The 25,176-nt window shown below is 55.1% G+C and carries 26 protein-coding genes; 3 read left to right on the plus strand and 23 right to left on the minus strand.

Features of this window, described 5'->3' with window-relative positions; all coding sequences use genetic code 11:
• Window positions 1–259: 259 nt before the first annotated feature.
• From OQH67_RS05985 to OQH67_RS06025, 9 genes are all read right to left on the minus strand, one after another.
• Complete coding sequence (locus tag OQH67_RS05985; RefSeq protein WP_067570442.1) at window positions 260–580, minus strand: DUF3820 family protein; 321 nt, start codon at window positions 578–580, stop codon at window positions 260–262.
• Window positions 573–1,277 (minus strand): alpha/beta fold hydrolase, encoded by a 705-nt coding sequence (locus OQH67_RS05990; RefSeq protein ID WP_215434258.1) that lies wholly within the window; start codon window positions 1,275–1,277, stop codon window positions 573–575. Before OQH67_RS05990 ends, OQH67_RS05985 begins: the two co-directional genes overlap by 8 nt.
• A gap of 15 nt (window positions 1,278–1,292) precedes the next feature.
• Window positions 1,293–1,898 carry a MarC family protein gene (locus OQH67_RS05995; protein ID WP_067570446.1) on the minus strand — a complete coding sequence of 202 codons (606 nt, stop codon included), beginning with the start codon at window positions 1,896–1,898 and terminating at the stop codon, window positions 1,293–1,295.
• A gap of 36 nt (window positions 1,899–1,934) precedes the next feature.
• A complete protein-coding gene (locus tag OQH67_RS06000; RefSeq protein ID WP_215434257.1) occupies window positions 1,935–2,444 on the minus strand; it encodes a GNAT family N-acetyltransferase in 510 nt (169 codons plus the stop codon).
• Window positions 2,445–2,538: 94 nt separating this feature from the next.
• Window positions 2,539–2,946, minus strand: a complete 408-nt coding sequence (locus OQH67_RS06005) for a hypothetical protein (RefSeq protein WP_215434254.1) — start codon at window positions 2,944–2,946, stop codon at window positions 2,539–2,541.
• Window positions 2,943–3,980 carry a GDSL-type esterase/lipase family protein gene (locus OQH67_RS06010; protein ID WP_215434252.1) on the minus strand — a complete coding sequence of 346 codons (1,038 nt, stop codon included), beginning with the start codon at window positions 3,978–3,980 and terminating at the stop codon, window positions 2,943–2,945. The genes OQH67_RS06005 and OQH67_RS06010 overlap by 4 nt, the downstream gene beginning before the upstream one ends.
• Window positions 3,977–5,035 carry a hypothetical protein gene (locus OQH67_RS06015; RefSeq protein ID WP_215434250.1) on the minus strand — a complete coding sequence of 353 codons (1,059 nt, stop codon included), beginning with the start codon at window positions 5,033–5,035 and terminating at the stop codon, window positions 3,977–3,979. Before OQH67_RS06015 ends, OQH67_RS06010 begins: the two co-directional genes overlap by 4 nt.
• Window positions 5,032–5,604, minus strand: a complete 573-nt coding sequence (locus OQH67_RS06020; RefSeq protein ID WP_067570456.1) for a hypothetical protein — start codon at window positions 5,602–5,604, stop codon at window positions 5,032–5,034. Before OQH67_RS06020 ends, OQH67_RS06015 begins: the two co-directional genes overlap by 4 nt.
• Before the next feature lie 117 nt (window positions 5,605–5,721).
• On the minus strand, window positions 5,722–6,510 hold the full coding sequence (locus OQH67_RS06025; protein ID WP_251828201.1) for an Hsp33 family molecular chaperone HslO: 789 nt from the start codon (window positions 6,508–6,510) through the stop codon (window positions 5,722–5,724).
• 526 nt (window positions 6,511–7,036) lie between these two features.
• On the opposite strand from OQH67_RS06025, the gene OQH67_RS06030 reads away from it, so the two are divergent.
• Both OQH67_RS06030 and OQH67_RS06035 read left to right on the plus strand, forming a co-directional pair.
• A complete protein-coding gene (locus tag OQH67_RS06030; RefSeq protein ID WP_215434248.1) occupies window positions 7,037–7,540 on the plus strand; it encodes a peptidylprolyl isomerase in 504 nt (167 codons plus the stop codon).
• Between the two features lie 88 nt (window positions 7,541–7,628).
• Entirely contained in the window at window positions 7,629–9,605 is a 1,977-nt protein-coding gene (locus OQH67_RS06035) for an ABC-F family ATP-binding cassette domain-containing protein (protein WP_215434246.1), read from the plus strand.
• 103 nt (window positions 9,606–9,708) lie between these two features.
• On the opposite strand, the gene OQH67_RS06040 is transcribed toward OQH67_RS06035, so the two are convergent.
• From OQH67_RS06040 to lepA, 12 genes are all read right to left on the minus strand, one after another.
• Entirely contained in the window at window positions 9,709–10,149 is a 441-nt protein-coding gene (locus OQH67_RS06040) for a PEP-CTERM sorting domain-containing protein (RefSeq protein ID WP_215434244.1), read from the minus strand.
• Window positions 10,150–10,411: 262 nt separating this feature from the next.
• Window positions 10,412–11,299 (minus strand): DMT family transporter, encoded by an 888-nt coding sequence (locus OQH67_RS06045; protein ID WP_215434242.1) that lies wholly within the window; start codon window positions 11,297–11,299, stop codon window positions 10,412–10,414.
• A gap of 198 nt (window positions 11,300–11,497) precedes the next feature.
• Window positions 11,498–12,292 (minus strand): LamG-like jellyroll fold domain-containing protein, encoded by a 795-nt coding sequence (locus OQH67_RS06050; RefSeq protein ID WP_215458919.1) that lies wholly within the window; start codon window positions 12,290–12,292, stop codon window positions 11,498–11,500.
• Between the two features lie 448 nt (window positions 12,293–12,740).
• Window positions 12,741–14,156, minus strand: coding sequence for a cysteine--tRNA ligase (gene cysS / locus OQH67_RS06055; RefSeq protein ID WP_215434239.1), 1,416 nt, complete (start codon window positions 14,154–14,156; stop codon window positions 12,741–12,743).
• 119 nt (window positions 14,157–14,275) lie between these two features.
• The gene (locus OQH67_RS06060; protein ID WP_215434238.1) at window positions 14,276–15,832 is read right to left on the minus strand and encodes a beta-N-acetylhexosaminidase; all 1,557 of its coding nucleotides are present in this window, start codon (window positions 15,830–15,832) and stop codon (window positions 14,276–14,278) included.
• Between the two features lie 109 nt (window positions 15,833–15,941).
• Window positions 15,942–17,684 (minus strand): sulfatase family protein, encoded by a 1,743-nt coding sequence (locus tag OQH67_RS06065; protein ID WP_215434237.1) that lies wholly within the window; start codon window positions 17,682–17,684, stop codon window positions 15,942–15,944.
• Between the two features lie 269 nt (window positions 17,685–17,953).
• Window positions 17,954–18,928 (minus strand): thioredoxin fold domain-containing protein, encoded by a 975-nt coding sequence (locus tag OQH67_RS06070; RefSeq protein ID WP_215458920.1) that lies wholly within the window; start codon window positions 18,926–18,928, stop codon window positions 17,954–17,956.
• A gap of 90 nt (window positions 18,929–19,018) precedes the next feature.
• Entirely contained in the window at window positions 19,019–19,966 is a 948-nt protein-coding gene (locus tag OQH67_RS06075) for a hypothetical protein (protein ID WP_215720005.1), read from the minus strand.
• Window positions 19,963–20,376: a hypothetical protein gene (locus OQH67_RS06080; protein ID WP_215458921.1), complete on the minus strand. Its 414-nt coding sequence runs from the start codon at window positions 20,374–20,376 to the stop codon at window positions 19,963–19,965. The genes OQH67_RS06075 and OQH67_RS06080 overlap by 4 nt, the downstream gene beginning before the upstream one ends.
• Window positions 20,304–20,702, minus strand: coding sequence for a hypothetical protein (locus OQH67_RS06085; protein ID WP_215434231.1), 399 nt, complete (start codon window positions 20,700–20,702; stop codon window positions 20,304–20,306). Before OQH67_RS06085 ends, OQH67_RS06080 begins: the two co-directional genes overlap by 73 nt.
• 44 nt (window positions 20,703–20,746) lie before the next feature.
• Window positions 20,747–21,070, minus strand: a complete 324-nt coding sequence (locus OQH67_RS06090) for a hypothetical protein (protein ID WP_215434229.1) — start codon at window positions 21,068–21,070, stop codon at window positions 20,747–20,749.
• A 218-nt stretch (window positions 21,071–21,288) separates the two neighbouring features.
• Window positions 21,289–23,088, minus strand: a complete 1,800-nt coding sequence (lepA, locus tag OQH67_RS06095; RefSeq protein WP_067570480.1) for a translation elongation factor 4 — start codon at window positions 23,086–23,088, stop codon at window positions 21,289–21,291.
• Window positions 23,089–23,349: 261 nt separating this feature from the next.
• Between lepA and OQH67_RS06100 the strand changes: the two genes are divergently transcribed.
• Entirely contained in the window at window positions 23,350–23,553 is a 204-nt protein-coding gene (locus OQH67_RS06100; RefSeq protein ID WP_067570482.1) for a hypothetical protein, read from the plus strand.
• An 18-nt stretch (window positions 23,554–23,571) separates the two neighbouring features.
• On the opposite strand, the gene OQH67_RS06105 is transcribed toward OQH67_RS06100, so the two are convergent.
• Window positions 23,572–24,207, minus strand: coding sequence for a GyrI-like domain-containing protein (locus OQH67_RS06105; protein WP_215434227.1), 636 nt, complete (start codon window positions 24,205–24,207; stop codon window positions 23,572–23,574).
• A 100-nt stretch (window positions 24,208–24,307) separates the two neighbouring features.
• Window positions 24,308–25,012, minus strand: a complete 705-nt coding sequence (locus OQH67_RS06110) for a PEP-CTERM sorting domain-containing protein (protein WP_215434225.1) — start codon at window positions 25,010–25,012, stop codon at window positions 24,308–24,310.
• Between the last annotated feature and the right edge of the window lie 164 nt (window positions 25,013–25,176).

Here is a 25,176-nt window from a genome sequence, read left to right on the forward strand (position 1 = left end):
TGCCGCCGATAAGAAAATTGGAAAAACAAGAGGCGGCTCATGCCTGCTGAATGAGGCCATTTTGAAATATTGCGAGTGTGAGGCCGTCCCTGGCGTTGGCAAGGTGCTTCCCGCCATGCGGAGGGAAAACCGTATTGCCATCTCCGGAAGCAGGCTGTCGGAGATTTCCGACGTGGAGAATAGTTTTTATATACTGGATGCAGTTTGCTGCGGCAGAGACAAGCTGGAAAATCAGGCCTGTCCCGCAATCCGTGCAGCGTCATTCATTCTCAAAATCCCACACGCGGCGGCGGGCGTTCTTCTTTGTCCTGCCGCCGTTGGCCTTCCGGAAAGGGTCAAAAAGGTTGTCCAGCCCGTTCCCTTTCAGGAGCAGGCATTGCTCCATCAGGCGTCCCAGTTTGCCCTTGGGAAACCCTTTGGCCTGGAACCATGCCAGATATTCCTGGGGCACATCCATCAGGGGGCACCCCTTGGGCGGGTATTTGGCCGGACCGTACATGCCGAACGGGATGTGGGTCTGGGCTATTTCCTCCACCAGTTTTCTCAAGTCTTCCGCGTCCGGGATTCCTGAATCATTCATAAGTTGCAGTGATTAATTGTTGCAGGCATTCCGCCAGCTTTTCCGGAGCTTCCAGGGGAATCCGGTGGCCGGCATGAGGGATGATCGCCGCCTTGTCCCCGGCTGCCCGGCGGGCAAGGGCGGTGAATTTGGAGTCCCGTTCCCCGGCTATCCACAACTGGGGGACGGGCGATTGCTTCAGAGAAGGGGCCAGGTCCGCCTGTGCTCCCACGGACCAGTCGATAAACGCGCGGGAAATGGACCTGCGCCACGGTTTCAGCAGGGAACGGTCGCGCCCTTCCTCCCCCCGGAAGATTCCCTGGGCATCCCATTCCCTTAAAAAATCCTCCCACGGGGCGGAGAGGCATTTGACGGCCCATTCCGCATCCGCGGCGCGGCGGGCAGCCTGTTCCGCTTCATTCTCCAGGCCGGGATTGGCGCTGACGAACGCGGCTCCCTTCCAGAGGGGGGGATGCGCCAGAACCGCGTGCATGGCCAGCCTTCCTCCCAGGGAATAGCCGCAGATATGGGGGTGCTTGTCCTGCGCGGCGATTTCAGAGCAAAGCACGCGGCCCATTTCGGGAAGGCTTTTAGGGCAGCATTCCAGGTATTTCCAGAGGTTCAGGGCGCGGGATTCGATTCCGTTGGAACGCAGCGCGTCCATGACGGGCTTCCAGTCCGCCGGAGATCCCAGATTGCCGTGAAGGAGCCAGAGCATGGTCGAATTCCTGTTCTATTTGACGCCGTATCCCGCCAGGCCATTCATGAACATCTGGACGGAAATCATGATGAGCACCATGCCCATCATCCGTTCCAGGGCGATCGTTCCCTTTTCCCCCAGCAGGCGGAGGAATTTATGGGCGATGAAAAGGACCAGTCCGGAAAGCAGCCATGCCGTGACGATGGCGGCGGCGTAAGTCATCTGGGAAATGCTGTCCGGACTCTGGGAGGCATGCAGCATGATGATGGCCAGCGAGGAGGGGCCTGCCATCAGCGGCATGGCGATGGGAACGATGAAAGGTTCGTCCTGTCCGGACGCATGGGCCGCAGACGTGAGCATATCCTTGGCGGGGAATACCATTCCCAGAGCCACGAGGAACAGCAGGATTCCGCCGGAAATATTCAGGGTGGCCGGTTCCAGGCCGAGCAGGTTCAGCAGGAATTTCCCGGAGAAAAAGAACAGTAGCAGCAGGCCCAGAGCAAAAACCAGTTCCCTTTTCAGAATGGCCTTTTGCTTCTCCGGCGTGTATTTTTTCAGCATTCCCTGGATCATCGGCGCCAATCCCACGGGATCAATGACGATAAACAAAAGAATGACGGTGGAAAGAAAGTCCTGCATGGAATATCTTCTTTTTAACCCATGCGGAAGCGTCCGTCAAAGGCAACCGCCGGCAGCGGAAAAATTCCGGCGTTGGCGTACTATTCCCTTCAACCGTTCGGGAGAGAGAACCAGAATCTGGTAAACTTGGTCCTCCTGCCGGATGAATTCATCCTCTCGGAAGCCCAGGGAAAGGTACAGGAAACGGGCTGCGGAAACGCCCGGGTAAACGTGGACAAACACTCCGCGGTCCTGCGGCATGCAGGAAAGAGCCTCCCGTATCAGCAGGCTTCCGATGCCGCGCCTTCTGTATTCCGGACGGACGGCCAGAAAACCGATCCCGCCGTACTTCGGGGAGAACGCCGTTCCTCCCGCAAACTCCTCTTCCACGCAGGCGCAAAGGGCCGTATTTCTGGCAATGCACCGTTCCATGGCGTCGCGGTGGTCGGCGGAAGTCATGCCGGGGAAATCGTCCCGGACGTCCGCGGCCATTTCCATCCAGGCGGCAAAATCCGCAGGCACGGCCGGACGAATGAAAGCCGGGGAATGGATGGGCTGGGCAGGCATCGGACGGCGGATAAAAAACCTATACTGCTTTTTGGAAAAGACTGCAGGGAAGCCGGACCGGGTGCGCGGCTCTTCCGTGTTTCCTTTTCAAGGGCTACAAAAGCAGGTCCTGAATACTGTCGGAAGAAATAATGCCCGTTTCCGTGGAAGACAGCGTGCAAATGGCGTCCACCAGGTTTTCCTGGCCCAAAGCCAGCCCGGCTTCTTCCACAAGTACATCGTCGATGTCCAGGGAAGCGACGGATATGAAGGGAACTTCCGGCGCCGCAGGCTCCATCAGTACGGAAATGCCGATGACCCCGGCTATCAGCGCCGCCGCGGAGGAGGCCCAGATGCGGAAGGAATTCCACTTGAAGCTGCGGATGGATTCCACGGGAACGGGCTGGGTGCGTTCCTCTTCGGCAATACGCATCATGACCTTGCGGGCAAAATCATCCCCCGGAGCCGCCTGGGAGGCATGGCCCAGCAGTTGCCAGAGTTTTGTATCGTCCTGTTCGTTCATCGTGATTGTTCCATTGGGGGTTCTATTACAGAAACCCCGGAGGGGAGGAAAGGTTTCTTGGCCGCGTCATTTTTTCTTTCTTCCGCCGCCCGGCGGATGACAGGGGCGAGAACGGAGGCTATCCGTTCATAACCTGGAGCGGATGGATGCAGCCCGTCGGCGGAAAGTTCCTCCGGAACGCGGCCGGATTCATCCGTCATCAGCCGCCCCGGTTCCGTATAAACAAAGCCTTGTTCCGAGGCCAGGGCCTTCAGCCGAAGATTGATGGCGGCAATGCGCTCCGTCGTTCCCTCCCGGACGCTGTTGCGCGGATAAAAACCCTGGAGAATGATGAAAGCTCCGGTGAGCCTGTTCCTGATTTCCCCGCATACGGCGCGGATGCCCAGCAGAATCTCTTCATCCGTGTTTTCCGCAAGATTGTTCGTACCGATCAGCACCACGCATACGGCATTTGAGGCAGCGCCGTCCAGCTCGCCGTGGCGGAGCCTCCACAGGGCGTTTTCCACGCGGTCGTAGCCAAAGCCCAGATTGGCGGCCCTCATGCCTTCCGTGCATGCGGCCCAGGTTTCCGGGGACTTTTGAAGGATATCGCGGTGCGGCTCGTCCACGGGATTTCCTCCCCAGAAATGGGTGATGGAATCTCCGATGAAGAGCAATTCCGGCTGCGTCTTCCGCACCAGGCGGCAGACCGCTTCATGCCGCGCGGCCCAGTCATAGATCAGGAAATCCCTGTTCTGGGTGCACGGAATCAGCGTGGAGGGAATGGGCGGAACGTCGGGAATGCCCGGCATGACGAAGGTTTCCGGTTCCCCAAGACCCTTTTTGCCGATAAAAAGACGGTAGCGTATGCGCGTCCCCGGAGGCGCCTGGATGGGAGCCAGGTACTGCCCTTGCGTGCACAGCATGCGGGGAGACTCTGCATTAAGGTCCACGCGGATGACGGCCCCGTCCGGAGCATGGACCGCGGCAAGTTCCAGTTCTCCGGCATTGTTCAGAATGGCGCGGATTTCAGGGGATGGAGGGACAGCCGTCATGATACGTCGCGCATGTGCTGCCGCATCTGCCTGCGGCCGATGGAGTCGGGATGGCGGCCTTCCTGCATGCAGTAATTGACGGGGCGGCTCTGGGAGGCCCCGTGCGGCGCACCGAGCCTTTTATCCGGTTCCGACGGAAGCAGGCGCACCACCCGCTTGTTTTTCCAGACCAGCCAGAGAACCACCAGGGAAACCAGTGCGGAGACATGCAGGATGATGCCCGCGACATTCGCCAGGGCGAAAGACATCCAGGCCTTCATCAGGATGTGCAGGTGGGATTCCGGGGCTTCCTCCGTCTCCAGGATGGTGATATTGGCTTCCGGGATGCTGTCAGGATTGTCCGCTTCCAGGGCGGGCAGTGCGGGCTTGGGAACGGCGGCCATGTTGGCTTCCGTTCTCCGGGCCAGGGAAATCATGGCTGTGACCAGTTCGTCCTGCGGATGGGTGAAGCGGGATGCGTCCTGCTTCACCTGGTAGAGCAAATCGCGCCGTCCGGTATCCCCCAGATGGGAGCTGAGGTCGGGATCCAGGGCTATCTGGGCGCTTTTGATATCCCCCATATGGAAATGCAGCAGCAGGTTGCGCTCCTTGTCCTTGAAAATCTGGCGCGCGATGGTGGGGGCGTTGACGGAGGGGGGGACCTTCTGCCCGGCGGCGAAGATGCTGACAAACAGATTGACGTTGTAGCGGTCCTTGATGAGCCGGATAAGTTCAATGACGTCGTTCCTCTCCACTTCTCCAAGCAGCTTTTGCGGATCTATCAGCCCTGTCGTGGTCCGGATATACTCCGGCAGGAAATATTCGTTCACATCCGTGAAATCTTCCGGAATGGGGTCCACGGCGGGGGAATCCGCGTCCGCAGGCGTTTCCGGAGCGGAGGGAACCGGGGAAACGGCTGCCTCCACGGGGGGAAGGACGGGGGCGTGGGTTTCCCACCATGTCCCCTTCATCAGGGACTGCTGGTCTTTGGAAGACCATTTCAGGAGGGGAAGTTCCTGGGCGGGGGCCGTCAGGACCGCCATGAGGAACAGGGCCGCGGGCAGGAGCTTTTTCATGCCGCACCGCCTCCTTTCCTTTCCGGCGGAGGTGGCGGCGTAAGGCCGTACCTCATGGGATGCCTGACTTTGGAACGCGCCTTCCGGGCCACCAGATGGACGGCGTCCTTCATGATGGAGCCCGCGGCGTGCAGCAGCATGCTTTCCCGGAGGGGAATGCGGGCTTTCATGATGGACTTGTTGATCAGGTCCGGTTCCACATAGGGGTCCAGTTCATAACCCCACATGAAGCACGCCGTATCCGTCCGCACATCCAGCACCAGAACCAGGAGCCACTGAGGATCGAGGGGGCCCTGGTGGTTGGGGAACCCGGCTTCATCCACCGTCAGGTGGTTCATCATCCAGAAGCTGTGCGGAATCAGGGAAAAGGGCTCCAGAATATTGGGAAAATAGACGGAAAGAAGAACGGGGGGAATGCGGCGTTCCAGTTTTTCCAGCAGGGCGTTCAGCTTCACGCGGTCCTGCTGACGGAGCGCTCCCGCGTTGTCGCACACGCGGCGGTAGGGGATGGAATCCCTGCCGTATTTCTTGTCCAGATTTTCCAGGGAAAAGCCGCAGTGAGGGCACAATGATTCCGCCCCGCGGTGGAAATTATGTAAACACTTCGGACAAGTCGGCACGAGGAAAGTTTAAGCACGAATTTCGCTGCCGAAAAGGCTAATTGTCAGAAAGAAATCGTGTATGTCTCAATCTTCCAGATTTTCTCTCGTCACGCGGTAGATGGCGGCGCATCTGGGGCAGGTGATTTCCAGTTCATTTTCCCCCTGGAACAAATCTTTCTCCTTCTCCTGGAGCGCCTTGAGCGTTGGGAGTATGCGGTCCAGGGTACAGCCGCAGTAAAAACGGAAGCGGCGGGTTTCCAGCACGCGCGTATTTTCGTTTTCTTCCAGGTGGGCCATCTTTTCCTGGTTGAGGGAATTGAGCCATTCCTCGTCGGCGTCCGGCTGGGCCGTCACCATCGTATAGCATTCGTCCGGCAGCTCGATGCAGCGCGCCGTTCTCTGTTCGCTCTGCTTGTAAAATTCCTCCACCCACTGGGCAGGGGATGCACCGGGAATGGGAACGACGGAATAACGCGGCTCCTGACCCTTGCAGAGCATGGTGGAATACAGCGTATTCTCTTCCGGTTCTTTCACGTCCTGCGTGAAGACCCGGCCCACGACGGATTCCGTCAGGGATGAACCGGAAACAAACAGGTTGGCCACGACCGGAGTATTCAAATTGACCGTCCACGCATGCTGTTCCGCCCACGGGCGGGCAACCATGTACAGCGTAAAATAGGCCATCAGCTCTTTCAGCAGGCTGTCGTAAATCTCTTCATTGCGCAGGCCGTACTGCATGAGATGAAGATAGTAGTCCGTAAACAGGGGTGAGAACTTCGCCCTAAGCGCCAGGCAGTTGCGTCCGCGCACAAAGATAGATTCAACCGTAACGAATTCTTCTACCATTTCTTCGCTCATATAATGCAAATTCATCCCTTTTACAGGGAAAATCAATCATGCCTCCTGTCATCGCCGGCTATCATGACAGGCCGGAACGGCCTGTTCCGGGGAAATTGCGGGTATGTTACCCTCCTGAAAAGGAAGATGAAAAATGAAAAAGAATTCTTTCCGGAAGTACCTGGCAGGTTCCTTTTAATGATGGAACGGTTGAAACAAGGGGGGGCAGGAAGGGAGGAAAGCCGGGAACCTTGGGGATTTCCGGGACGCTGCGTTCGGAATCGGGCATTCCCGACGGATGAACTAACGTATTCTCCGGAGTGAGGATGGGACCGCCGCAGTCCCTGCGCCATTTCTTTTTTCATCCATGAAATGCGGCAAATGATCTTCCGCAACATGGACCGGAGGCGGCACCATAAAGAGGCGCGTAAACGCGAGACAAATCCCTGCGCACCAGCGTGGGAAAGTGAAAAGGAATTGCGAGGGACCAATAAGAAACAGGCCCTCTATTTGCACGCAATACAGCCTTTACCATGCCTTTCCATGCGTTTAACATGTGTGCATGGCAACCGACAAGAATATTACCATCCATACTTCCAAGGGAGACATCAAGCTGACGGTGTTCGCTTCCAAGACACCCGTGACGGCGGCTTCCTTCCTGAACCTGGCTTCCCGCGGCTTTTACGACGGCCTCAAATTCCATCGCGTGATTCCGGATTTCATGATCCAGGGCGGCGATCCCACCGGAACGGGCATGGGAGGTCCCGGCTACCGTTTTGAAGACGAATGCCGCCCGGACCTCAAGCATGACGGCCCTGGCGTACTTTCCATGGCGAATGCGGGTCCCGGTACCAACGGCTCCCAGTTCTTCATCACTCATGTGCCTACCGACTGGCTGAACGGCAAGCACACCGTCTTCGGCAAAGTGACGGAAGGCCAGGACGTGGTGGACTCCATCAAGCAGGGGGATACTATTTCCCGCATCACGATTGAAGACGACACCGCCGACCTGTTCACGGAGCAGGCCGACCGCATCGCCGCATGGAACAAGGTCCTCGGCAAATAAGGATTAAAAGGAAAAACGGTGGAGGCGGCGCGGAAAACGTTCTTGGAACGTTTTCCGCGCCGCCTGTCCCGATGATTGATTCCGGCACATGGTTCTGGCCGTTCAAAATCTGCGCGTGCAATATGGCGCGCGCGTGTTGTTCAACGATCTCTCCTTCACGATTGAGGACGGGGAGCGCATTGCCCTGGCGGGGCATAACGGCGCGGGCAAGTCCACGCTGATGAAATGCATTGCCGGCCTCAATGAGCCGGACTCCGGTTCCATCATTCATTCCAAACACTGCCAGGTGGGTTATTTGCCGCAGGAGGGCATTCACGTCCGGGGGCGCAAACTGGTTGACGAAGCCATGTCGGCTTTTGCGGACCTGATGGACATTCAGCAGCGTATTGATGCGCTGACGCAGGACATGGCCGGGCTGGACCCCCGTTCAGCCGCCTATTCCGAGGTGCTCAATGAAATCGGGGAGCTGGAACTCGTGCTGCACGCCCATGACACCGCCCGTCTCCGGCCGCGGACGGAATCCATTCTACGCGGCCTCGGATTCAAGGACCGGGATTTCGACCGGGACTGCGGGGAATTCTCCGGCGGCTGGCAAATGCGCATCGCGCTGGCGAAGCTTCTTCTCCGGGAGCCGGAAGTGCTGCTGCTGGACGAACCCACCAACCATTTGGATATCCAGTCCCAGCGATGGATGGAACAATACCTGCGCACCTACCGCGGAGCCATCGTAATCATCTCCCATGACGTGGCCCTGCTGGATTCCCTGGTTTCCCGGACCATCGCCTTTTATCATGGCCGTGCGGAGGAATATGCGGGGAACTTTTCCTACTTCCTGAAGGAAAGCGAGCTGAGGAAGGAAATCCTTCTGCGCCAGAAAAAGGCCCAGGACCGGGAAATAGCCAAAACGAAGGAATTCATCGACCGCTTCCGCTACAAGGCCACGAAGGCTTCTCTGGTGCAGTCCCGCATCAAGCAGTTGGAAAAAGTGGAACTGATTGAGGTGGAGGAAGACGATGCCGTGATGGACTTTCACTTCCCCACTCCCCCGGCGGGAGGTCATTCCGTCGTCAAGCTGGAAAAGGTTTCCAAAAATTACGGCCCCATTTCCATTCTGGACAACTTCGACTTTGAAATCGTCAAGGGCGACCGGATTGCCATCGTGGGCGTGAACGGAGCGGGCAAGTCCACCTTTTCCCGCCTTGTCTCCGGCGGAGAGGAACCGACTGCGGGCCGCGTCACGATGGGCCACCACACCCGGATCGCCTTCTTTTCCCAGACCCACGCCGACGATCTGAACCCGGACAAGACGGTGCTGGAATGCGTGGAAGCGGCCGCAACGCGGGAATCCGCCCCCATGGTGCGGAACCTGCTGGGCTGTTTCCTGTTCCGGGGGGACGACGTGCATAAAAGCGTGGGCGTGCTGTCCGGTGGAGAACGCTCCCGCGTGGCCCTGGTCTGCATGCTGCTGCATCCCGCCAATTTCCTGATTCTGGACGAACCGACGAACCATTTGGACATTCAGTCCCAGCAGGTTCTTCAAAAAGCCCTGGCCGAATATCCGGGTTCCTACTGCATCGTTTCCCACAACCGCAGCTTTCTGGACCCCATTGTTACCAAGGTGCTGGAATTCGTGCCGGGGGAAAAGCCGCGCCTGTACATAGGCAACGTATCCGATTATTTGGAAAAGGTGGAGCGCGACCAGGCCCTGGGCGCTGCAGCGCGTTCTGCCGCCGCCGGAGGAACGGAGCAGGGCGGCGGAGGGGATCGGAAGGCACGCAGGCGCATGGAGGCGGAAATCCGCCAGAAAAAGACGCGCCTGCTTCGTCCCCTCCAGGAAAAACTGGAAGGCCTGGAAGCGGAAATAAGCCGTCTTGAAACGGAAAAAACGGACATTACGACCCGTCTGGAACAGCCGGAAACAGCGGCGGACACGGATGCGGTGATGGAATTGACCATGCGTTTCCAGCAGGCGGACCGCCAGCTGGAAGCCTGTTTCTCCCAATGGGCGGAACTTTCCGAAGAAATTGAGGAGACGGAAGCCCGCATTGAGGCGGAAACCGTCTGAGGCAGTTTTTATCAAACACGGATTCCTGTGGAGAAATCCCCGGGAATGGAAAATCCGCTCCAAGCCTGGAGCGGATTTTCACAAAGGCTTTTATAAGATGAATTTATTTTTTGCGGCGGCGCATCAGCAGAAAAGCCATTCCGGCCAGACCTGAGGAAGCGGTGGCCGGTTCCGGGACAGCCAGGCCTTCTCCGGACAATTGGAAGTTGCTCATCAGCACACCCTGGTTGCTGCCGGTAACGCTATCGGTGGAAGCCAGAAATACCAGGTCCTGGTCGATTCCGGCATCTCTCATTGCTGATACCTCTTCCGCCGTAAATGTCATTTGAACATAAATGGAACTAGAAACAGAAAGCAGATTGTCTCCCGTTTTACTGTTGTAAGTAAGGGATTGCAGGGTTTCGCCCCCATTCATCAGGAAGAAACTGAAGGCATGATTTTTGTTGTTGTTTCCTGCGGAAGTAAGCTTGAGATCAAAGGAAAAGGTCAAATCTCCGGTGCATGTCGCCAGGGTGGAGTGAATGCCGCCTGCTACAGACGTCATGTTATTCGGAGAACCGCCAGTCACCAGAGTAACTCCGTCAGACGGACTAGTAGAGTCGCCGACGTTAACCATGGACAGGAAGTTGCATGGTATTTTTTCTTATCTTCCTGTTTATCCTACAGAATTTCCTTTTTCTCATCATTTAATGTTGATTCCAGATTTAGAATCCGGGGAAAGAAAATCCCTGCTGTTCTCTTCTATATATCAATATGTAAATGAATTCAGCGGTCTTTCTCGAAAGGGCCTTACTGATTTGCTGTATTCAGCCTTTTTTCCTGTATTCGGAAATCATGACGCCGCAAAGGGTCAGAAGAATCCCCGTTATGGAAATCCATGTCAGGGTTTCCCCCAGGATGAGAGCGGAAGCTATCACGGCCACGACAGGGACCATGTAAATGTAAACGCTGGATTTGACGGCTCCCAGCACTTCCACCACCCGGCTCCAGGCCAGGAAGCACAGGGCGGAGGCAAAGAAGCCCAGATACAGCAGGTTCGCGGCGTTGACGGGCCGGATGAACAGATCCCAGTCAAAGTTCACCGGCAGCAGGAACAGAGCCGGCACCATCATCACGATGCCGTAGAAGAAAATGCGGCGCGTGCAGGTTACCATGTTGGACGTGTTGACACCGATTTTCTTCATCAGGATAGAATAAACCGCCCAGACAAAGGCTGCTCCCAGGGCCAGCAGGTCGCCTGCCGGATTCAATTCCAGAACGAAAGCCCCATTCGCCATGATGAGGAAAATGCCTGAAAACGCGGCGACAAAGCCTAGGAAGAATCGCGGCGTGAACCGTTCCCCCTTGATCAGGAAGTGGGCCAGGAGGGCTGTGAAGAACGGCACCACGGCCACGATGATTCCCACGTTGGAAGCCAGCGTGTACGTCAGGGCGATGTTTTCCAGCAGGAAATACAGGGTGACTCCCGTCAAACCGGCCCCGGCAAACAGGAATTCCTTTTTCCAGCCGGAGAAAGGCATCCAGCGAGGTTTCAGGCACCAGAGAAAGGCATAGCCGATAACAAAGCGCGTGAAGAGCACTGTAACGGGTGTGAAGTCCTGCAGCAGCACTTTGGTGGAGACGAAGGTTGTGCCCCAGATCAGGATAGTCAGCAGGGCGGCAATGTGCCCAAGGGTTTTTTGGCGGCGCGGCATGAAAAAGGGGCGGAAAAAGCTCGGCGCATTCTGTAGGCCCTTGCGGGCATGATCAACCACAAATATTCCTGAGCTCTGGAAAGGGCACTGATATTTCAGTCATCCCGGAATATTCGTCAGGGAGTGCTTTATTGACGGAAAAGAAAAAGCCGTTTTCCCGTGGGAGAAAACGGCGTTGAAATTTTCAAAGACGGGAATCTATTTTCTCCTCCTGCGCATAAGCAGGGAAGCCAGCCCCAGCAGGCTCAGGGAAGCGGAGGCCGGTTCCGGAACCAGCTCGGCAGGCATGGCATGCTGGCTCAGGTAGGCGAAATCGTTGCCATTGAGCACGCCGTCATAAACGGCCACGTTGTCTATATAGACCTGGGAATTAGTAGCGGCATGTTCGCCTCCGCCTCTGATGCCGGTAACGAGGGTGGAATCTGAAAGACCGGTCGTGATGGAATTAGTCAACTGGCCGTTTTTGTACACATTCATTTTGTCGCCTTGGAAGGTCAGACCCAGGTAATCCCAGTTGCCGGGGTCTGCCTGGAAGAGAAGAGTTCCTTGCGGAATACCTATGTCGGCCCCGTTGTAAATCACCCACTGGTTGGAAGAAGTCATTTCCACCCTGATGGTTGTGGTGCCGAATGTGATGGAAAGGGCATTCTGCCAGACGGGATTGTTGCCGTTTTTCAGATGGAGACCGACGCTGAACCCGGTGGAAAGGTTGATGCCGTCAATGCCGCTGCTGCTGCTGATATTGAATGTTCCGCCGTTGACCCGGTGGGCATAGCCTCCATCGGCAAGGGGAAGATCGTCTCCACTCCAGTTGATGTATCCGTTTGTTCTGCCTATGGCGGTTGTTCCGCTCCCCAGATTGGTTAAATTTTGTTCATTTAAATCATTGAAATCCAGACCATAAAGTAGGGTGGAGGCATCGGCGTTGGAAGCCAGGAATGTTGCAGCCACCATGACGCTGGAGAAAAATATAGTCACCAAGCTTTTGCGCATGGCCGGATCAAAGCGAATTTGTAATCCGGAAAAGATTTCAACTTAATTTAAAAAACATATAAAACATTGATGATAATGTTATTGAATATTCATCCCCATAATCCCTTCCTGTTTCACAAGTTTTTTATTTTGCTTTTTCCAACTTTTTTAAAGCGCTTTGCATCAAAAATTGTCGTTGACTCCGGATTACAAATTCGTTGATGGAAAGTGATTTTAATATTTAAGAAAAAGAGAACCTTTCCGAAAAAGAACGGTTTTGTTTTTTGGTTATGAGCCTGAAAACCCGTTTAAAGTGTTTTAATTGAAGTAATCAATTAAGTAATGAATACGAAAGGAAGGGTGCAGGTCAGCTTCTTTTTGTCCTGATCGAAAAAGATCCGGGCAATACTGGAAAAGTATTACCCGGATTCATGATTGGTGCTTAAAGAATTGTCAGGAATATCCCGTCTTAGTTCCTGACGATGTCGTAGCCGTCCTTCCGGTCCTTGATGGTCCAGCCCCGGGCCGTCACTTCCGCCCGGAGACGGTCGGCTTCCGCCCAGTCCCTGTTCTGCTTGGCCTGCCAGCGCTGTTCCGCCAGCGTGCGCACTTCCTCCGGTGCTTCTTCCTTCTCCTCTTCCGGCAGGATGATGCCGAAGGCATTCAGGATGAAATGGAACGCGTGCCGCATATGAAGCGCTTCTTCCGGAGACAGGGAGGAAACGTCCGCCTTTTTTATGGCGGTGAAAACGTGACCCAGGGCTTCCGGAGTGTTCAGGTCGTCGTTCAGGCTGTCCCAGGCAGGCTGGAAAATCCCAGGTTCGGAACGCAGCGTGCGGAACTCGTCATAGGAAGGGACGGTGTCCGTTCCCGCGGCGGTCCGGAGTTGTGCGTCGAATTTGGCCATGCGGTTCAGGGCGGCTTTTGCATCCTCCAGGGAGGAAAGAGTGAAATTCAGCGGCCGCCGGTAGTAGCCGCCGGCCAGCACGTAGCGTACGGCTTCCGCTTTATGACCCAGCTTCGCCAGATCTTCCAGCGTGTACATGTTGCCCAGGGACTTGGACATTTTGCCGCCGTCCACCAGCAGGTGGGCAATATGGAACCACAGGCGCGCAAAGCCGCCTCCGCAGGCGCAGCGCGATTGGGCTACTTCGTTCTCATGATGGGGGAAGACGAGGTCCACACCGCCGGAATGAAGGTCGAAATCATTGCCGAAGTATTTATGGATCATTGCGGAGCATTCCAGGTGCCAGCCAGGGCGTCCTTCTCCCCACGGGGACGGCCAGTAGTTGTCTCCGTCTTCCGGCCGGCGGCTTTTCCAAAGCACGAAATCCGCCACGGAATCCTTTTCATACTCGTCTGCATTGGAACGGGCGTTGGCGGTTTTGCCGAGGTCCAGTTCCCGCTTGTCCAGATGGGAAAGACTGCCGTATTCCGGGAAAGAGGAAATCCTGAAATACACGGACCCGTCTTCGGAAGGGTAGGCGTGGCCTTTTTCCACAAGGGCTTTCACCATTTCTATCTGCTCCGGAATGTGGGCGACGGCGGAGGGTTCCACATGCGGGGGGAGGCAGTTGAGGGCCTGGCAGTCCCGGTGGAACTTGTCCGCCCATGTGGCGGTGAATTCCGCCAGAGTGACGGCCGCCTTGCGGGAGTCGCGGATGGTTTTGTCATCCACGTCCGTCAGGTTGCGGACATGTGTGGTGGCCGTTCCTCCCAGTTCCACAACGCGGCGGAACACATCCTGCATGATGAAGGTGCGGAAATTGCCGATGTGGGCGGGAGCATACACCGTGGGACCGCAGCAGTAGAAGCGCAGCGTTTTTCCGTCCATTGGGGAAATCTCCTGTGCCTTCCGGGTGCGGGTATCGTAAAGGTGTAACATGGCGGGACGATTAGAAGGGAAGAGCCGCGTCCGGTCAAGCGGGAAAAAAAGAACGGGGACATGCGGTTGCCCGTGTCCCCGTCCTGAATGAATCGAATGGCTCTGAAAGGGTGGAAAAACTACTTGTCCGCGTTCTGCTGACCCTTCTTGTAGTTCTCGTTAATGCGGTCGATCTGCTCCTGGGTGATGAACTTTTCACGGTAGGGCTTGTTCTCGACCGTGCGTTCCAGCGTATAGCCGAAACGCTTCTGGAAGTGCTTCTTGTGGGTTTCCATCTTCTTCTCGAAGTCTTCCAGGCTGGGGCGGTTCTTGTGGTTGCCCCAGGCGGTTTCAGAGACGGCCATGGCCCGCGGATAGGTCATGTACATCAGCAGTTCCCCGGAAGGAATCCATTCCGCCCACATGCACAGGTTGATGCCCTTGATGTGCTTGACGTCGTTTTTGTCCCGTCCGTTGCGGGGATCGAAATTGTAGCAGTCCTTGAGCAGGATGGGGCCGCCGCCGGGCCTGGCGCGGACGTCGTCCTTCGGGAACTTCATCTGGGTGCGAGCCAGGTAATACTTGTACTGGGGAGTGACGATCAGGTCGATTCCCTGTTCCTTCGTCTTGTCGATGCACCGGGGAAATTCTCCCGGCAGCCAGGACATGACGGTTTCTCCCTTGTGGTAGTAACCCTTGTTGATGTCATACCACAGGATGGGCTTTTTCTTGTTTTTGGCCAGAAGGGCGCCCAGGTTCTTCGTGAAATCGCTCATCTGGGCTTCCACATCGTCTCCCTGGCCCTTCTTGGCGCGTGCCGCCTGGCAGTCCGGGCACTTCTTCCAGTCGCCCATGGGGCATTCGTCCCCGCCGATGTGCACATAGTCAAAGGGGAAGATTTGTTTGACCGTGTCAAACGTGTCCTTGATGAACTTTTTGGTTCCAGGTTTCTGGGGGCAAATCAGCTTGGAGGAAACGCCGCCGTGCGTCCATACCTGGGCGCGCTTGGTATTGCAGCAGAATTCCGGGTAGGAGGCCGCCAGTGCCATATTATGGCCGGGCATTTCCACTTCCGGCAGTACCTGGATGCCGCGTGCATTGCAGTAGGCCACCAGATCCTGGAGCTCCTTCTTGGTGTACATGCCTTCATTGGCCAGCAGGGCGTTCCCCTGGTTGGGCGGGGCGGAGGGGCGGACGGCCCCGATGGTACGGAGCTTGTCGTAGCCCGGAACGGGCAGGCGCCAGCCCTGGTCTTCCGTCAGGTGCAGGTGCAGGACGTTGTACTTGTAGTAGTGCATGGCGTCCACAAAATTGTAGAGTTCCTTCATCGGGTAGTGATAGCGGCCCACATCCACCATCATGCCGCGCCAGCCGAAGTCCGGCGCATCCTGGATGCTGCCGCAAGGCAACCCGGACGGAGTATCCGAGAGCTGGTCCTGAAGCTGGAGGAGGGTTGCCATGGCCATGGCTTTTCCATTGGGCGTGGTGTAGCGCAGCTCCACGCCGCCGGGCGTAAGCTTCATGGTGTAGCCTTCACTGCCAAGCCCCGAAACTTTCTGTTCGTTCAGGATTTTGAGGTTCTTGGTAGTGCCGGAGGCGGTCGTCACCTTGACGGGCTCCGGAATGATGTTATAGGGGTTGGTCCCTGCCCAGCAAAGGGAGCAGAGGAACGCTGCCGCAAATAGGAATGCTTTCATATATAGTGACTGGTGTCAGGTCTTGTTTGGTTTGATTTTAGTTGTTGTAAAAATTGGGCGCCGCCATGCGGCCTTTTTCAGATGCGGAACAATGGAGTGCGGAGGCTTTTCAATTCTTGCCGGTCCCGCAGTCCCATCTGGGGGTGACGGAGAGCTTGCCCGTGGCGCCGGGAAAACCTTCCGGAACCTGGCAATCCTTGCGGAGCTGCCGATACAGTTTTTTGAGTTCCTTCATGGTTTCCGCATACTCCGGCTTGGCGTGAACGTCCATCATCTGGGCGGGGTCCTTGTGGTTGTCGAAAAGCATCCATTCGTCGCTGGTCCAGAGGTAGGAAAGAGTATAGCGTTCCGTACGGAGGCCGTCGTGGCGCGGAGCGTTGTGTTCCCCGGGATTTTCATAGAAGGCGTAATACAGCGGACGGTCCTTGAAGTCCGGGTGTTCTCCCGTCTTGAACAGCGGCGTGAGGCTGCGCCCCTGGAAGGTGGACATGTTTTCCGGGGTGGCGGCTCCGGCCACTTCACAGAAAGTGGGGGCGTAGTCCAGTTCCTGCACCATGGCGTTGGAACGCACGCCGGGCTTGATGTGCCCCGGCCACTTCATGATGAGGGGCATCCGGAAAGATTCCTCGAAAATCCAGCGCTTGTCGTACAGGCCGTGTTCTCCCATGTAGAAACCCTGGTCCCCGCAATAGAGGACGATGGTGTTTTTCTCCAGGCCGTTCTTCTTCAGGTAATCCATGATTTCCCCGATGCTTTCATCCACGGAAAGCACGGTGCCCAGGTAATCTTCCATGTAATGGCGCCAGCGGCGGAGCAGGATATCATTCTTGGTCTTGATCTTGCCGCTGCGGATGTCTTTCACAAGCTGGAGGGTGCGAGCCTTGTGGTAATTATACCAGGCTTCCTTCTGCTGCGGGTCCATGCGCACCCATTCCGGCATTTCCCAGTCGTACTTGGTGTGCAGGGTCTTGGATTCAGGGCACGACAGCATCTTCTGGATGTCTTCCGGAACCACTTCCTTGATCAGGTGTTCGTCGGACCAGACATTGAAATGGTTGAGCAGCGTCTGTTCCGTCATTTTCAGGAATTCCGGACGGTTGGCAAAGTCGTCTTCCAGATTGGCGGGCGGATCGGCAAGGTCCGCATACTGCTTGGCGCGTCCCAGATTCTGGATGGAAGGGCACCAGCAACGGTGGGGAGCCTTGTGGCCCACGACAAGCATGAAGGGCTTCGTCTTGTCACGCTGGTCCAGCCACTTGAGGCTCTTTTGCGTGACCAGCTCCGTGGCATAGCCGGGTTCCGTCTTCACCACGCGTTTGCCGTCCTTGCCGGGCGTGATGAAATCCGGGTTGAAATAGTTGCCCTGGCCGGGGAAAATTTCCCAGTAGTCGAATCCGGTGGGATTGGACTCATATTTGGACATGTCTCCCCTGGCATTCGGCGGAATGGCTTCCAGGTGCCATTTGCCTACAATGGCCGTCTGGTATCCGGCCTTCTGAAGCATTTTGGGAAAGGTGGGCTGGGAACCGTCGAAAGGAGCGGCGTGTTCATTGAACAGGTAGCCGTTCATGTGGGAATGGCGGCCCGTGTAAATGCAGGCGCGGGACGGTCCGCAAAGGGAGTTGGCGCAGTAGCTGCGGTCGAACACCATGCCTTCGTCCGCCAGCTTGCGGAAATTCGGGTAGGGCATGGGAGAATCTTTTTCACAGGTGCCCAGGGTCTGGTAGGAATGATCGTCCGTGACAATGACCAGAATATTGGGCCGTTGGTCTTCCTCCTTGGTCTGGGCGCTGAATGCCAGGGAGGCGGAGCAGGCCGCCAGCAGCAGGCCGTTCGTTAGATATTGGTGCATGGGATATGACAATATAGTGAAAAAATACCAGGAAAGAGGCAGTGCGGAGAATTTCCCGGCGCGCGGTCCTCCATGAAATGGAGACATTTGAAATACACTAGCACTCCCCTTCTCTCTTGCAAGGTAAAAAGCAGACCAGAGGGACGCTGTAATGACATGGCCAGTCTGAAGCGATATCCGGCTATGTGTTTGATTGGCCGGAGCCAGTAGCCGGATGGAGAAACTCTTCCGGAGAAAATTTCAATTGGGAAAAGAGGGAATGAAAGAAACTAGAGCCTTCCGGTCGCGGGTGCGGAAGCCTTCCGCGCCGCCTTTTGATCCAGAACCCATTTCCTGTCTTCTTCGCTAAGGCTTCTCAGGGAGGTTTTATTCTGGTGGCCGTCGAATTCCTGAAGCCAGATGGCCTGATCCTTCTCCGAATAGCGGGAAAGTTTGGCGAACAGGGTATTGCCGTTTGCCCCGGTCCAGGTCCTGTAGCCTTTGGGGATCAGGGTTTCTTTGAATTTTTCATACTGCTGGTTCGCCAGTTTGACGCTGTTCTTGATCTGGTCGAAATAAAGGCGGCTTTGACCGTTGTAATAACCGCGGAGGGTATCCACCTTGGTGCCGTCCGGAGACATGATCAGCAGGACGGGCGTCCCCCTGACTCCGAACAGGGAAGGGGCCTTGCTGACATAATCCTTCATCCGCTTGCGCTTTTTGGCGTTCGGCTCGCTTTCAAATTCTTCCGCCTGGTCATAGCAGACGCGGATAATATTTTCCTTGGCCCATTCCTCGAACTCCCGCGTGTGGAGCAGGTCCGCAGCCAGTTTCCTGCTGGGGGGGCTTCCCTTGGAATGGTGGAACCAGATCAGGATGGGATAGCCGGTTCTCTGGGCCTCCCGGAGGGCGGACGAATAACTTTGTATCCACCGCTGGTTTTCCTTCTTCCGCGTGAAGGCTTCATCCAGGCCGGGAATGGATGCGTCTGAATTGTAGGGGTCCGTGAAAAACACGGCGCCGCTGTCCGCACTTGCCAGCATTTCCTCCTGGGTGGAGGCGGTCAACTGGGTGGCCTGCTGCGTTCCGGGGCCGTTTCCCATGAGCGAAGGGGGAACGTTGGCGATGGATGCGGCCAGATTGTCCTGCAACTGTTCGGAAAGGCTTTTCCGGACTTTCGGCTTGTTTGCATCCGGAGATGTTCCCGCGCAGGAGGCCAGGAGGAGGGATGCCGTTATGAGCATGAAGGGCCTGAACAAACTCATGCCCGATCTGATAACATAACGGGAAAGGAGATGCAATCCGGGAATTACCCGGGCGACCTTCTGGCGTTCCGGGGCGTTTGTCAGCCGCTTTTATTGTCCGGCTTTGGCTTTCTGTGCTTTCAAAGCTCTGTCAATTGAATGCAGATGCCGGTCGTTCACGCTGCTCTCCTTTCCGGAACGTATCTTCCTTTCATATCTTTTCCCACGGGCGCCTTGATACAGGAATTCCGTTTTTGGAGTTCTTGCCAATGTTCTGAAGATAAGTTCGTCAATCTCTTCTTCACTCTGGTAACCTGCCAGTTTGATATACTTTTCCACCTCCCGCGGCTGACCGTGAAAATAACTCCACAGGCGCCCCATTAAAAGCTCTTCCATCATGTTGATGTAACTGGGAATGGTACTGTTTCTGTTATCCCTGAGAATTTGTTTGTTGATAAAAAAGAGATAATTGCGTTTGCTTATTTCCGCAGGGTCGTCTTTGCGCGGTTGGAATTTCATTTTTTTCAATTTTTCTCCCAGGTCCGGGTCGTAGCTTTCCCTTACTCTTTTTAATAGACCTGCAGAATAGGAAGAGAATAAATACACTAATTCCTTGTGATGCTGTCGTTCGTACCTGAGGTAGTCTTCGTCGGAAATCAGCTCGAACGCGATTTGCATGAGAGCGGCACGTTTTAAAACATAGTCGTCTTTATTAAACCGGGGATGAGGAACATCTGGAGAATAATCCACGGTGAGTAGAGGCACTGCCGTGATGTAATATAGCATCCAGAGTCTGTCCAGATAGCCTTTCTCGGAAAACCGGTTTGTTTCTTTCAGTTCTTGGCGGGAATCATGCAGTTTCTTTTTAGCCAAAACATAAAATTCTTCCAGCCGCCATTCCTCAAGCAGACTTTTTAATTGGGAGGATGCAGTTTCCGTATCTTTCAAAATCTCCTTGTTCCATGGAATGGGAATTGTCCTGGCCAACTGGACGGGTTCTCCTCTGCCGGTCGCAAGCGAAAGTATCAGGGCAAGCATGCAATAAGTGATAGATTTCACGGCTCTTGTTTTTCTTTTGTGAAGCTATGGTTTCCTCCTGTAACGCGGCTTACTTTACAACCGAATTTGCTTAAAATGGTTTCGATTGTTTTGACGTCTCCCGGTTTGTGTTGAAGAAAATCTATTCTTTGCTCGTAAATTCCTATGCGGGAACGGATCTCCTCATGGCCGGCATTCTCCAGGGCAGTATAAAAACCGCACAACCATGTCCAACCAACGGGAAGAGGCAACGTCAGATTCATGAATTTGCCCAAGCTTTTGCGTGCTCCTATATGATCCCTGCCTCCATTTTGTTTTGTGATGAGCGTTGCAAATGGAGTAGGCCGGTGCACTTCAATCAATGATGGCTGAATCTTATGAAATTCAACCTCTTGGCCATTGTCATCATATTTTTTGAAGCCATGGTCCACCTCAATTTTTGCGAGGTTGCAGAAGCTGACATCCGTAGGATGAAAGTCAGGTTAAGAACGGAGGATGCTCCGGCAGGCTCCCAATCTCCATCTTGCGGAAATCCTTCCCCGTATTCTCCATCTTTACCGGAAACCGGACGCCCTTCATGTTCAGCAGTAATTTTGGAGGGAAGAACGGCAGTGAAGGTTTTTTTTGCTATAATTTCTTCTCCTTGTAGGACTTGCACATTGAATTCTCCTTCCGTTTGCAAAGCTGTATCTCCTATTTCCTTTTCGGGATCCTGTGCTTCAGAAGTGTCGAAAACGAGGTCTTTGTTAATAGTCAAAACAACAGGAACCCATAAACTGGGATTATTTCCATCGTCTACCTCTATTTGAGCCCAGTTGTCTCTTTTCTCGGTTCAATTCTCCATACCAGTTTTTTGGGATCTTCAATTAATGCTTCCTTTCCTGACAATCTTAACTTTACCAATTCACCAGCCCCAAAGCGGGGCCTTTTTCGCTCCCTTTCTTTTTCTTCGTCAGAGATAGGCTTTCCCTGGGCCTCGGCAATGCACAAGTCTGCGGAAAATTCATCCGGCTCCGATTCAATTTCCAACTTGGCTTTTTCTTCTTCATCAAAGGCGAAATGATGGAGGCCAGATAACAGGCAAAACGAGATGATGAATAATCTTGACGGAAAGATGAATTTCATTTTTATCTGGCCTTATGATAAAACTCTAATTTTCTTAAAAGGTATTAAACAATAGAAAAATCAATATTTTTTATTTCAATTATTATTTCATGAATATTATCTTGAATTTTCATAAAATCAAGATTTTTAAATGAAATCTGCAAGAAGACATGCTTCCTGTACGGCAGGATGATTTGGAACCGCAGGAATGGAAAAACAGAGCAGGAGCCGGAATCAAGTTAGTCCCCAGTTTTCAGCACCTTGATGAAAGCTTCCTGCGGGATATTGATTTTCCCGATGGCCTTCATGCGCTTTTTCCCTTCCTTCTGCTTTTCCAGAAGCTTGCGCTTGCGGGTCACGTCACCGCCGTAACATTTGGCGGTAACGTCCTTGCGCATGGGAGAGATGCTTTCACGGGCGATGATCTTGCCGCCGATGCAGGCCTGGATGGCGACGGTGAAAAGCTGGCGGGGAATGACGTTTTTCAGCCGTTCCGCCAGTTCCCGGCCGCGGGAGGCCGCCTTGTCCTGGTGAACGATCATGGAGAAGGCGTCCACCGGCTCTCCGGCGATGAGCATGTCCATCTTGATCAGCTTGGCGGCCTGGTAGCCGGAGTATTCATAATCCATGGAGCCGTAGCCGCGGGTCATGGACTTGAGCTTGTCGTTGAAATCCACCAGGATTTCCGCCAGCGGCACGGTGCAGGTGAGCATGACGCGTGTATCGTCAATGGTCTCCGTATTGTCCACACTGCCGCGTTTCTCCAGAACAAGCTGCATGATGTCTCCAATGTATTCGCCGGGAAGCATGATAAACACCTTGACGATGGGTTCCCGTATCTCCTGGATTTCCTGGGGTTCCGGAAGCAGGCTGGGGTTGTCCACCTGCATTTCCTCGCCGCTGGTCTTGGTGACTTCATAGATCACGGAAGGATATGTGGAAATAATATCCATGTTGAATTCCCGGCGCAGGCGTTCCTGGATGATTTCCATGTGGAGCAGGCCCAGGAAGCCGCAGCGGAAGCCGAAGCCGAGGGCCACGGAAGATTCCGCCTGGAAGGAAAAGGCAGCGTCATTGATCTGGAGCTTGGCCATGGCGGCCTTCAGCGCTTCAAAATCAGAGGAATCAACCGGGTAAATGCCGGAAAAGACCATGGGGCGGATTTCCTTGAAGCCGGGCAGAGGCTCGGGGCACGGGCGCATGCAGTCCGTGTAGGTATCCCCGATCTTGACGTCGGAAGCGGACTTCATGTTCGCGATAATGTAGCCCACGTCCCCGGCTTCCAGCGTATCCGTTTTTGTCATTTTGGGCGTGAAAATTCCCACTTCCTTGACCTCATACACTTCATCCGTGGCGAAAAGCTTTACCTTCATGCCCCGCTGCACGCTGCCGGAGATGACACGCACGTAGGACACTACGCCGCGGTAGGCGTCATAGACGGAGTCGAACACCAGGGCGCGCAGGAGTCCGTCTTCCTCCGTTTTGGGCGCCGGTACCCGTTCCACGACGGCCTCCAGGATTTCATCAATACCGATTCCCATCTTGGCGGAGGCGTGAATGGCTTCCTCATGGGGGATGCAAACGATGTCTTCCAGCTGGCGATACACATTGGGAAGGTTGGCGCTCGGCAGGTCGATCTTGTTGATGACCGGAATGATGGCCAGGTTCAGATCCATGGCCAGGTGCATGTTGGCCAGCGTCTGGGCTTCCACGCCCTGGGCCGCGTCCACGATGAGCAGGGCCCCTTCGCAGGCGGCCAGGGAACGGGACACCTCATAGGAAAAATCTACGTGGCCGGGAGTGTCCAGCAGGTTGAGCTTGTAGGTTTTTCCGTTCTTGGCCTTGTAAAAGATGGTGACGGGGTGGGATTTGATCGTGATGCCCTTCTCCCGTTCAAGGTCCATGGCGTCCAGAAGCTGGTCCTGCTTTTCCCGGTCGGAAATGGTATTCGTCTTTTCCAGCAACCGGTCGGAAAGGGTGGTCTTTCCGTGGTCGATGTGTGCGATGATGGAGAAATTGCGAGTCAATTCAATGGACATGATGCTTCCTTACTCTTCTAACGTGAGTGCCCTGTGCGCGGCGAGGGTAACACAGCCTTCCTCCCGGTCAAGACCGGAGCATGACCGCTGCACGGTTTTCACCGGCTGCGGCGTGAATGCCCGTTCCAGTACGGGGGAGGAAATCCGTCATTCATGACAGCGCGCGTCCGGTGATATTGAACAGGAAGCCGGAACAGCGGCTCTCAATGCGTGAGGGGCGTGCAGAAGAGGCCGTCCGGATCAATTCTATTTTTTAAGCATATGAAATCATTCCTGGCAGCTGTTTTAAGTTTGTTCGTCCCCGGCCTGGGGCAATTGTACAAGGGCCACTTCGTCCAGGCCATTGTCTGGTTCCTGGTGGTGGGCGCGGCTTACGGCCTGCTGTACTGGTTCGTCTTTGCCCTGGTTCCCATTGTCCTGCATATCATCTGCATCCTGCAGGCCTACTTCATCGACAACGAATAGGAAGCGGGAAGCGTGGCATTACGCTTTCAGCACCGGAAGGCGCAATACGGTTTTCAACCGTTCCGCAGGCGTCTTCCGGGGGTCCGAGAGATAAATCTCATGATGTGCCCGCACACCTGATGTATCCGGGCGCAGCCCCGACTGTTCCATGAAAACATGCATGCGGGCCAGAGTGGCTGGTTCATCGTCATAGGAACCCGTGTGCAGGCATTGTACGCAGAGCCCTTCCGCAAAGGAGGCCATGCGCGCTATTTCCACGTTCAAATGGGGCTTTTTCTTCATGGCGTTACTGCGTGCGTACTCAAATGCCTCCGCAGTGATGAAGCCGGGCTGGCGTATCATGGAAGTCCAGCGGAACGTATTTTTATCTGCGGAAGGGTTTTGCCCCGAATTCCACCAGAGCCCTTCCAAGGGAAGGACGACGTATTCCAGATAATCCGGAGCCGGGAAAGCTCCTTTTTTCCCTCCCATCCGGACGGCGTAGGAAAGGGTGTACAATAATTCCAGGGCGTGTGAATACTCTCCGTCCGGAGCATTGGGATCGCCCGTGCCGTCCACCATGAAAAACTGCATTTCCGGCACGTCCACCACGGCGGGAACGGCAGAGGGAAGGTAAAGGCGCCTGGCCTGTTTCTTGTAATCCAAAGGGGGCATGGAGGCATGCTAACGGCAGAGGGGAGCTTATGCACGAAAAAAGAAGGCCGCCCCGTTTACGGGACAGCCTTCCATATATAAGAAAAATGAAAGAGCCGGTTCAATTCCTGCGGCGGCGAAGCATCAGGGCGGCCAGACCCAGAAGGCTCAGGGATGCCGCAGCGGGTTCCGGAACGGCCAGCGTTCCTTCCAGGGAAATATCGCGGATGGTTCCGCTGTAGTTGTCGCTGCCGCCCGAACTTCCGATGACAGTGTAAACCTTGCCGTTGCCGTTTGCCTTCATGGCCGCAAGCTGTTCGTCGGTCACATCGTAAGAAACGTTCCACTGTGAGGCGTTGTTGCCCCTGCTTCCCCTGCAGAGTTCCAGCAGGTCTCCGTTCATGGTTTCATACCAGACGGAATAGGTGTACGTGGGGCCCGTTCCGGGAGGAGTCAGGCTGAAGCTGAAAGTGAGTCCGGAATAAGCCTGGATGTTTTCAATGGTCATTTTCAGGCCGGCGCAAACCCCGATCGTGCCGGGCATGTTGGGAAGGCTGATAGTCTGGTTGGCTGTATTGACGGAAGCTTTGCCCCAGCTCATGCTTCCGTTTCCGGTGGTGGTGTACCATCCGTCCGCGCGTCCGGCGCGTCCCAGCCATCCCTTGACGTCGGCGGCTTTGATCGTGTTATTGGCAAGGCGTCCTGCGGAATCGTAGCTCTGGCCGGTGATGGCGGTGATTTCCGGCATCAGCTCAATGGTTGCGGCGGAAACGGAGGCTCCCAGAGAGACCAGGCCCAAACAGATGGTATATAATATTTTCTTCATAGCTGTAGCCTCAATATGCCGGATTGCTAACCCGCTCGGATTCACATGAGACTATAAGCAGGTTCAATCAATTCAATGTGTTACAGTTATCGTGGACATGCCCTGACCTGGAACAATGTTCCCGGATTTTTCAAACATGCTTTTTTACAGCAAGGATCAAAGTT

It is taken from the genome of Akkermansia biwaensis (genome assembly GCF_026072915.1).
Taxonomy (GTDB): Bacteria; Verrucomicrobiota; Verrucomicrobiia; order Verrucomicrobiales; family Akkermansiaceae; genus Akkermansia; species Akkermansia biwaensis.

Coding starts and splice junctions, on each gene's coding strand:
- OQH67_RS06030 (WP_215434248.1), top strand. CDS start 7,037: ATGGCAACCGACAAGAATATTACCATCCATACTTCCAAGGGAGACATC.
- OQH67_RS05990 (WP_215434258.1), bottom strand. CDS start 1,277: ATGCTCTGGCTCCTTCACGGCAATCTGGGATCTCCGGCGGACTGGAAG.
- OQH67_RS06010 (WP_215434252.1), bottom strand. CDS start 3,980: ATGACGGCTGTCCCTCCATCCCCTGAAATCCGCGCCATTCTGAACAAT.
- cysS (WP_215434239.1), bottom strand. CDS start 14,156: ATGTTACACCTTTACGATACCCGCACCCGGAAGGCACAGGAGATTTCC.
- OQH67_RS06025 (WP_251828201.1), bottom strand. CDS start 6,510: ATGAATTTGCATTATATGAGCGAAGAAATGGTAGAAGAATTCGTTACG.
- OQH67_RS06050 (WP_215458919.1), bottom strand. CDS start 12,292: ATGCGCAAAAGCTTGGTGACTATATTTTTCTCCAGCGTCATGGTGGCT.
- OQH67_RS06090 (WP_215434229.1), bottom strand. CDS start 21,070: ATGAAATTCATCTTTCCGTCAAGATTATTCATCATCTCGTTTTGCCTG.
- OQH67_RS06005 (WP_215434254.1), bottom strand. CDS start 2,946: ATGAACGAACAGGACGATACAAAACTCTGGCAACTGCTGGGCCATGCC.
- OQH67_RS06040 (WP_215434244.1), bottom strand. CDS start 10,149: ATGACGTCTGTAGCAGGCGGCATTCACTCCACCCTGGCGACATGCACC.
- OQH67_RS06060 (WP_215434238.1), bottom strand. CDS start 15,832: ATGAAAGCATTCCTATTTGCGGCAGCGTTCCTCTGCTCCCTTTGCTGG.
- OQH67_RS06015 (WP_215434250.1), bottom strand. CDS start 5,035: ATGAAAAAGCTCCTGCCCGCGGCCCTGTTCCTCATGGCGGTCCTGACG.
- OQH67_RS06110 (WP_215434225.1), bottom strand. CDS start 25,012: ATGAAGAAAATATTATATACCATCTGTTTGGGCCTGGTCTCTCTGGGA.
- lepA (WP_067570480.1), bottom strand. CDS start 23,088: ATGTCCATTGAATTGACTCGCAATTTCTCCATCATCGCACACATCGAC.
- OQH67_RS06035 (WP_215434246.1), top strand. CDS start 7,629: ATGGTTCTGGCCGTTCAAAATCTGCGCGTGCAATATGGCGCGCGCGTG.
- OQH67_RS06000 (WP_215434257.1), bottom strand. CDS start 2,444: ATGCCTGCCCAGCCCATCCATTCCCCGGCTTTCATTCGTCCGGCCGTG.
- OQH67_RS06105 (WP_215434227.1), bottom strand. CDS start 24,207: ATGCCCCCTTTGGATTACAAGAAACAGGCCAGGCGCCTTTACCTTCCC.
- OQH67_RS06045 (WP_215434242.1), bottom strand. CDS start 11,299: ATGCCGCGCCGCCAAAAAACCCTTGGGCACATTGCCGCCCTGCTGACT.
- OQH67_RS05995 (WP_067570446.1), bottom strand. CDS start 1,898: ATGCAGGACTTTCTTTCCACCGTCATTCTTTTGTTTATCGTCATTGAT.
- OQH67_RS06070 (WP_215458920.1), bottom strand. CDS start 18,928: ATGAGTTTGTTCAGGCCCTTCATGCTCATAACGGCATCCCTCCTCCTG.
- OQH67_RS05985 (WP_067570442.1), bottom strand. CDS start 580: ATGAATGATTCAGGAATCCCGGACGCGGAAGACTTGAGAAAACTGGTG.
- OQH67_RS06100 (WP_067570482.1), top strand. CDS start 23,350: ATGAAATCATTCCTGGCAGCTGTTTTAAGTTTGTTCGTCCCCGGCCTG.
- OQH67_RS06065 (WP_215434237.1), bottom strand. CDS start 17,684: ATGCACCAATATCTAACGAACGGCCTGCTGCTGGCGGCCTGCTCCGCC.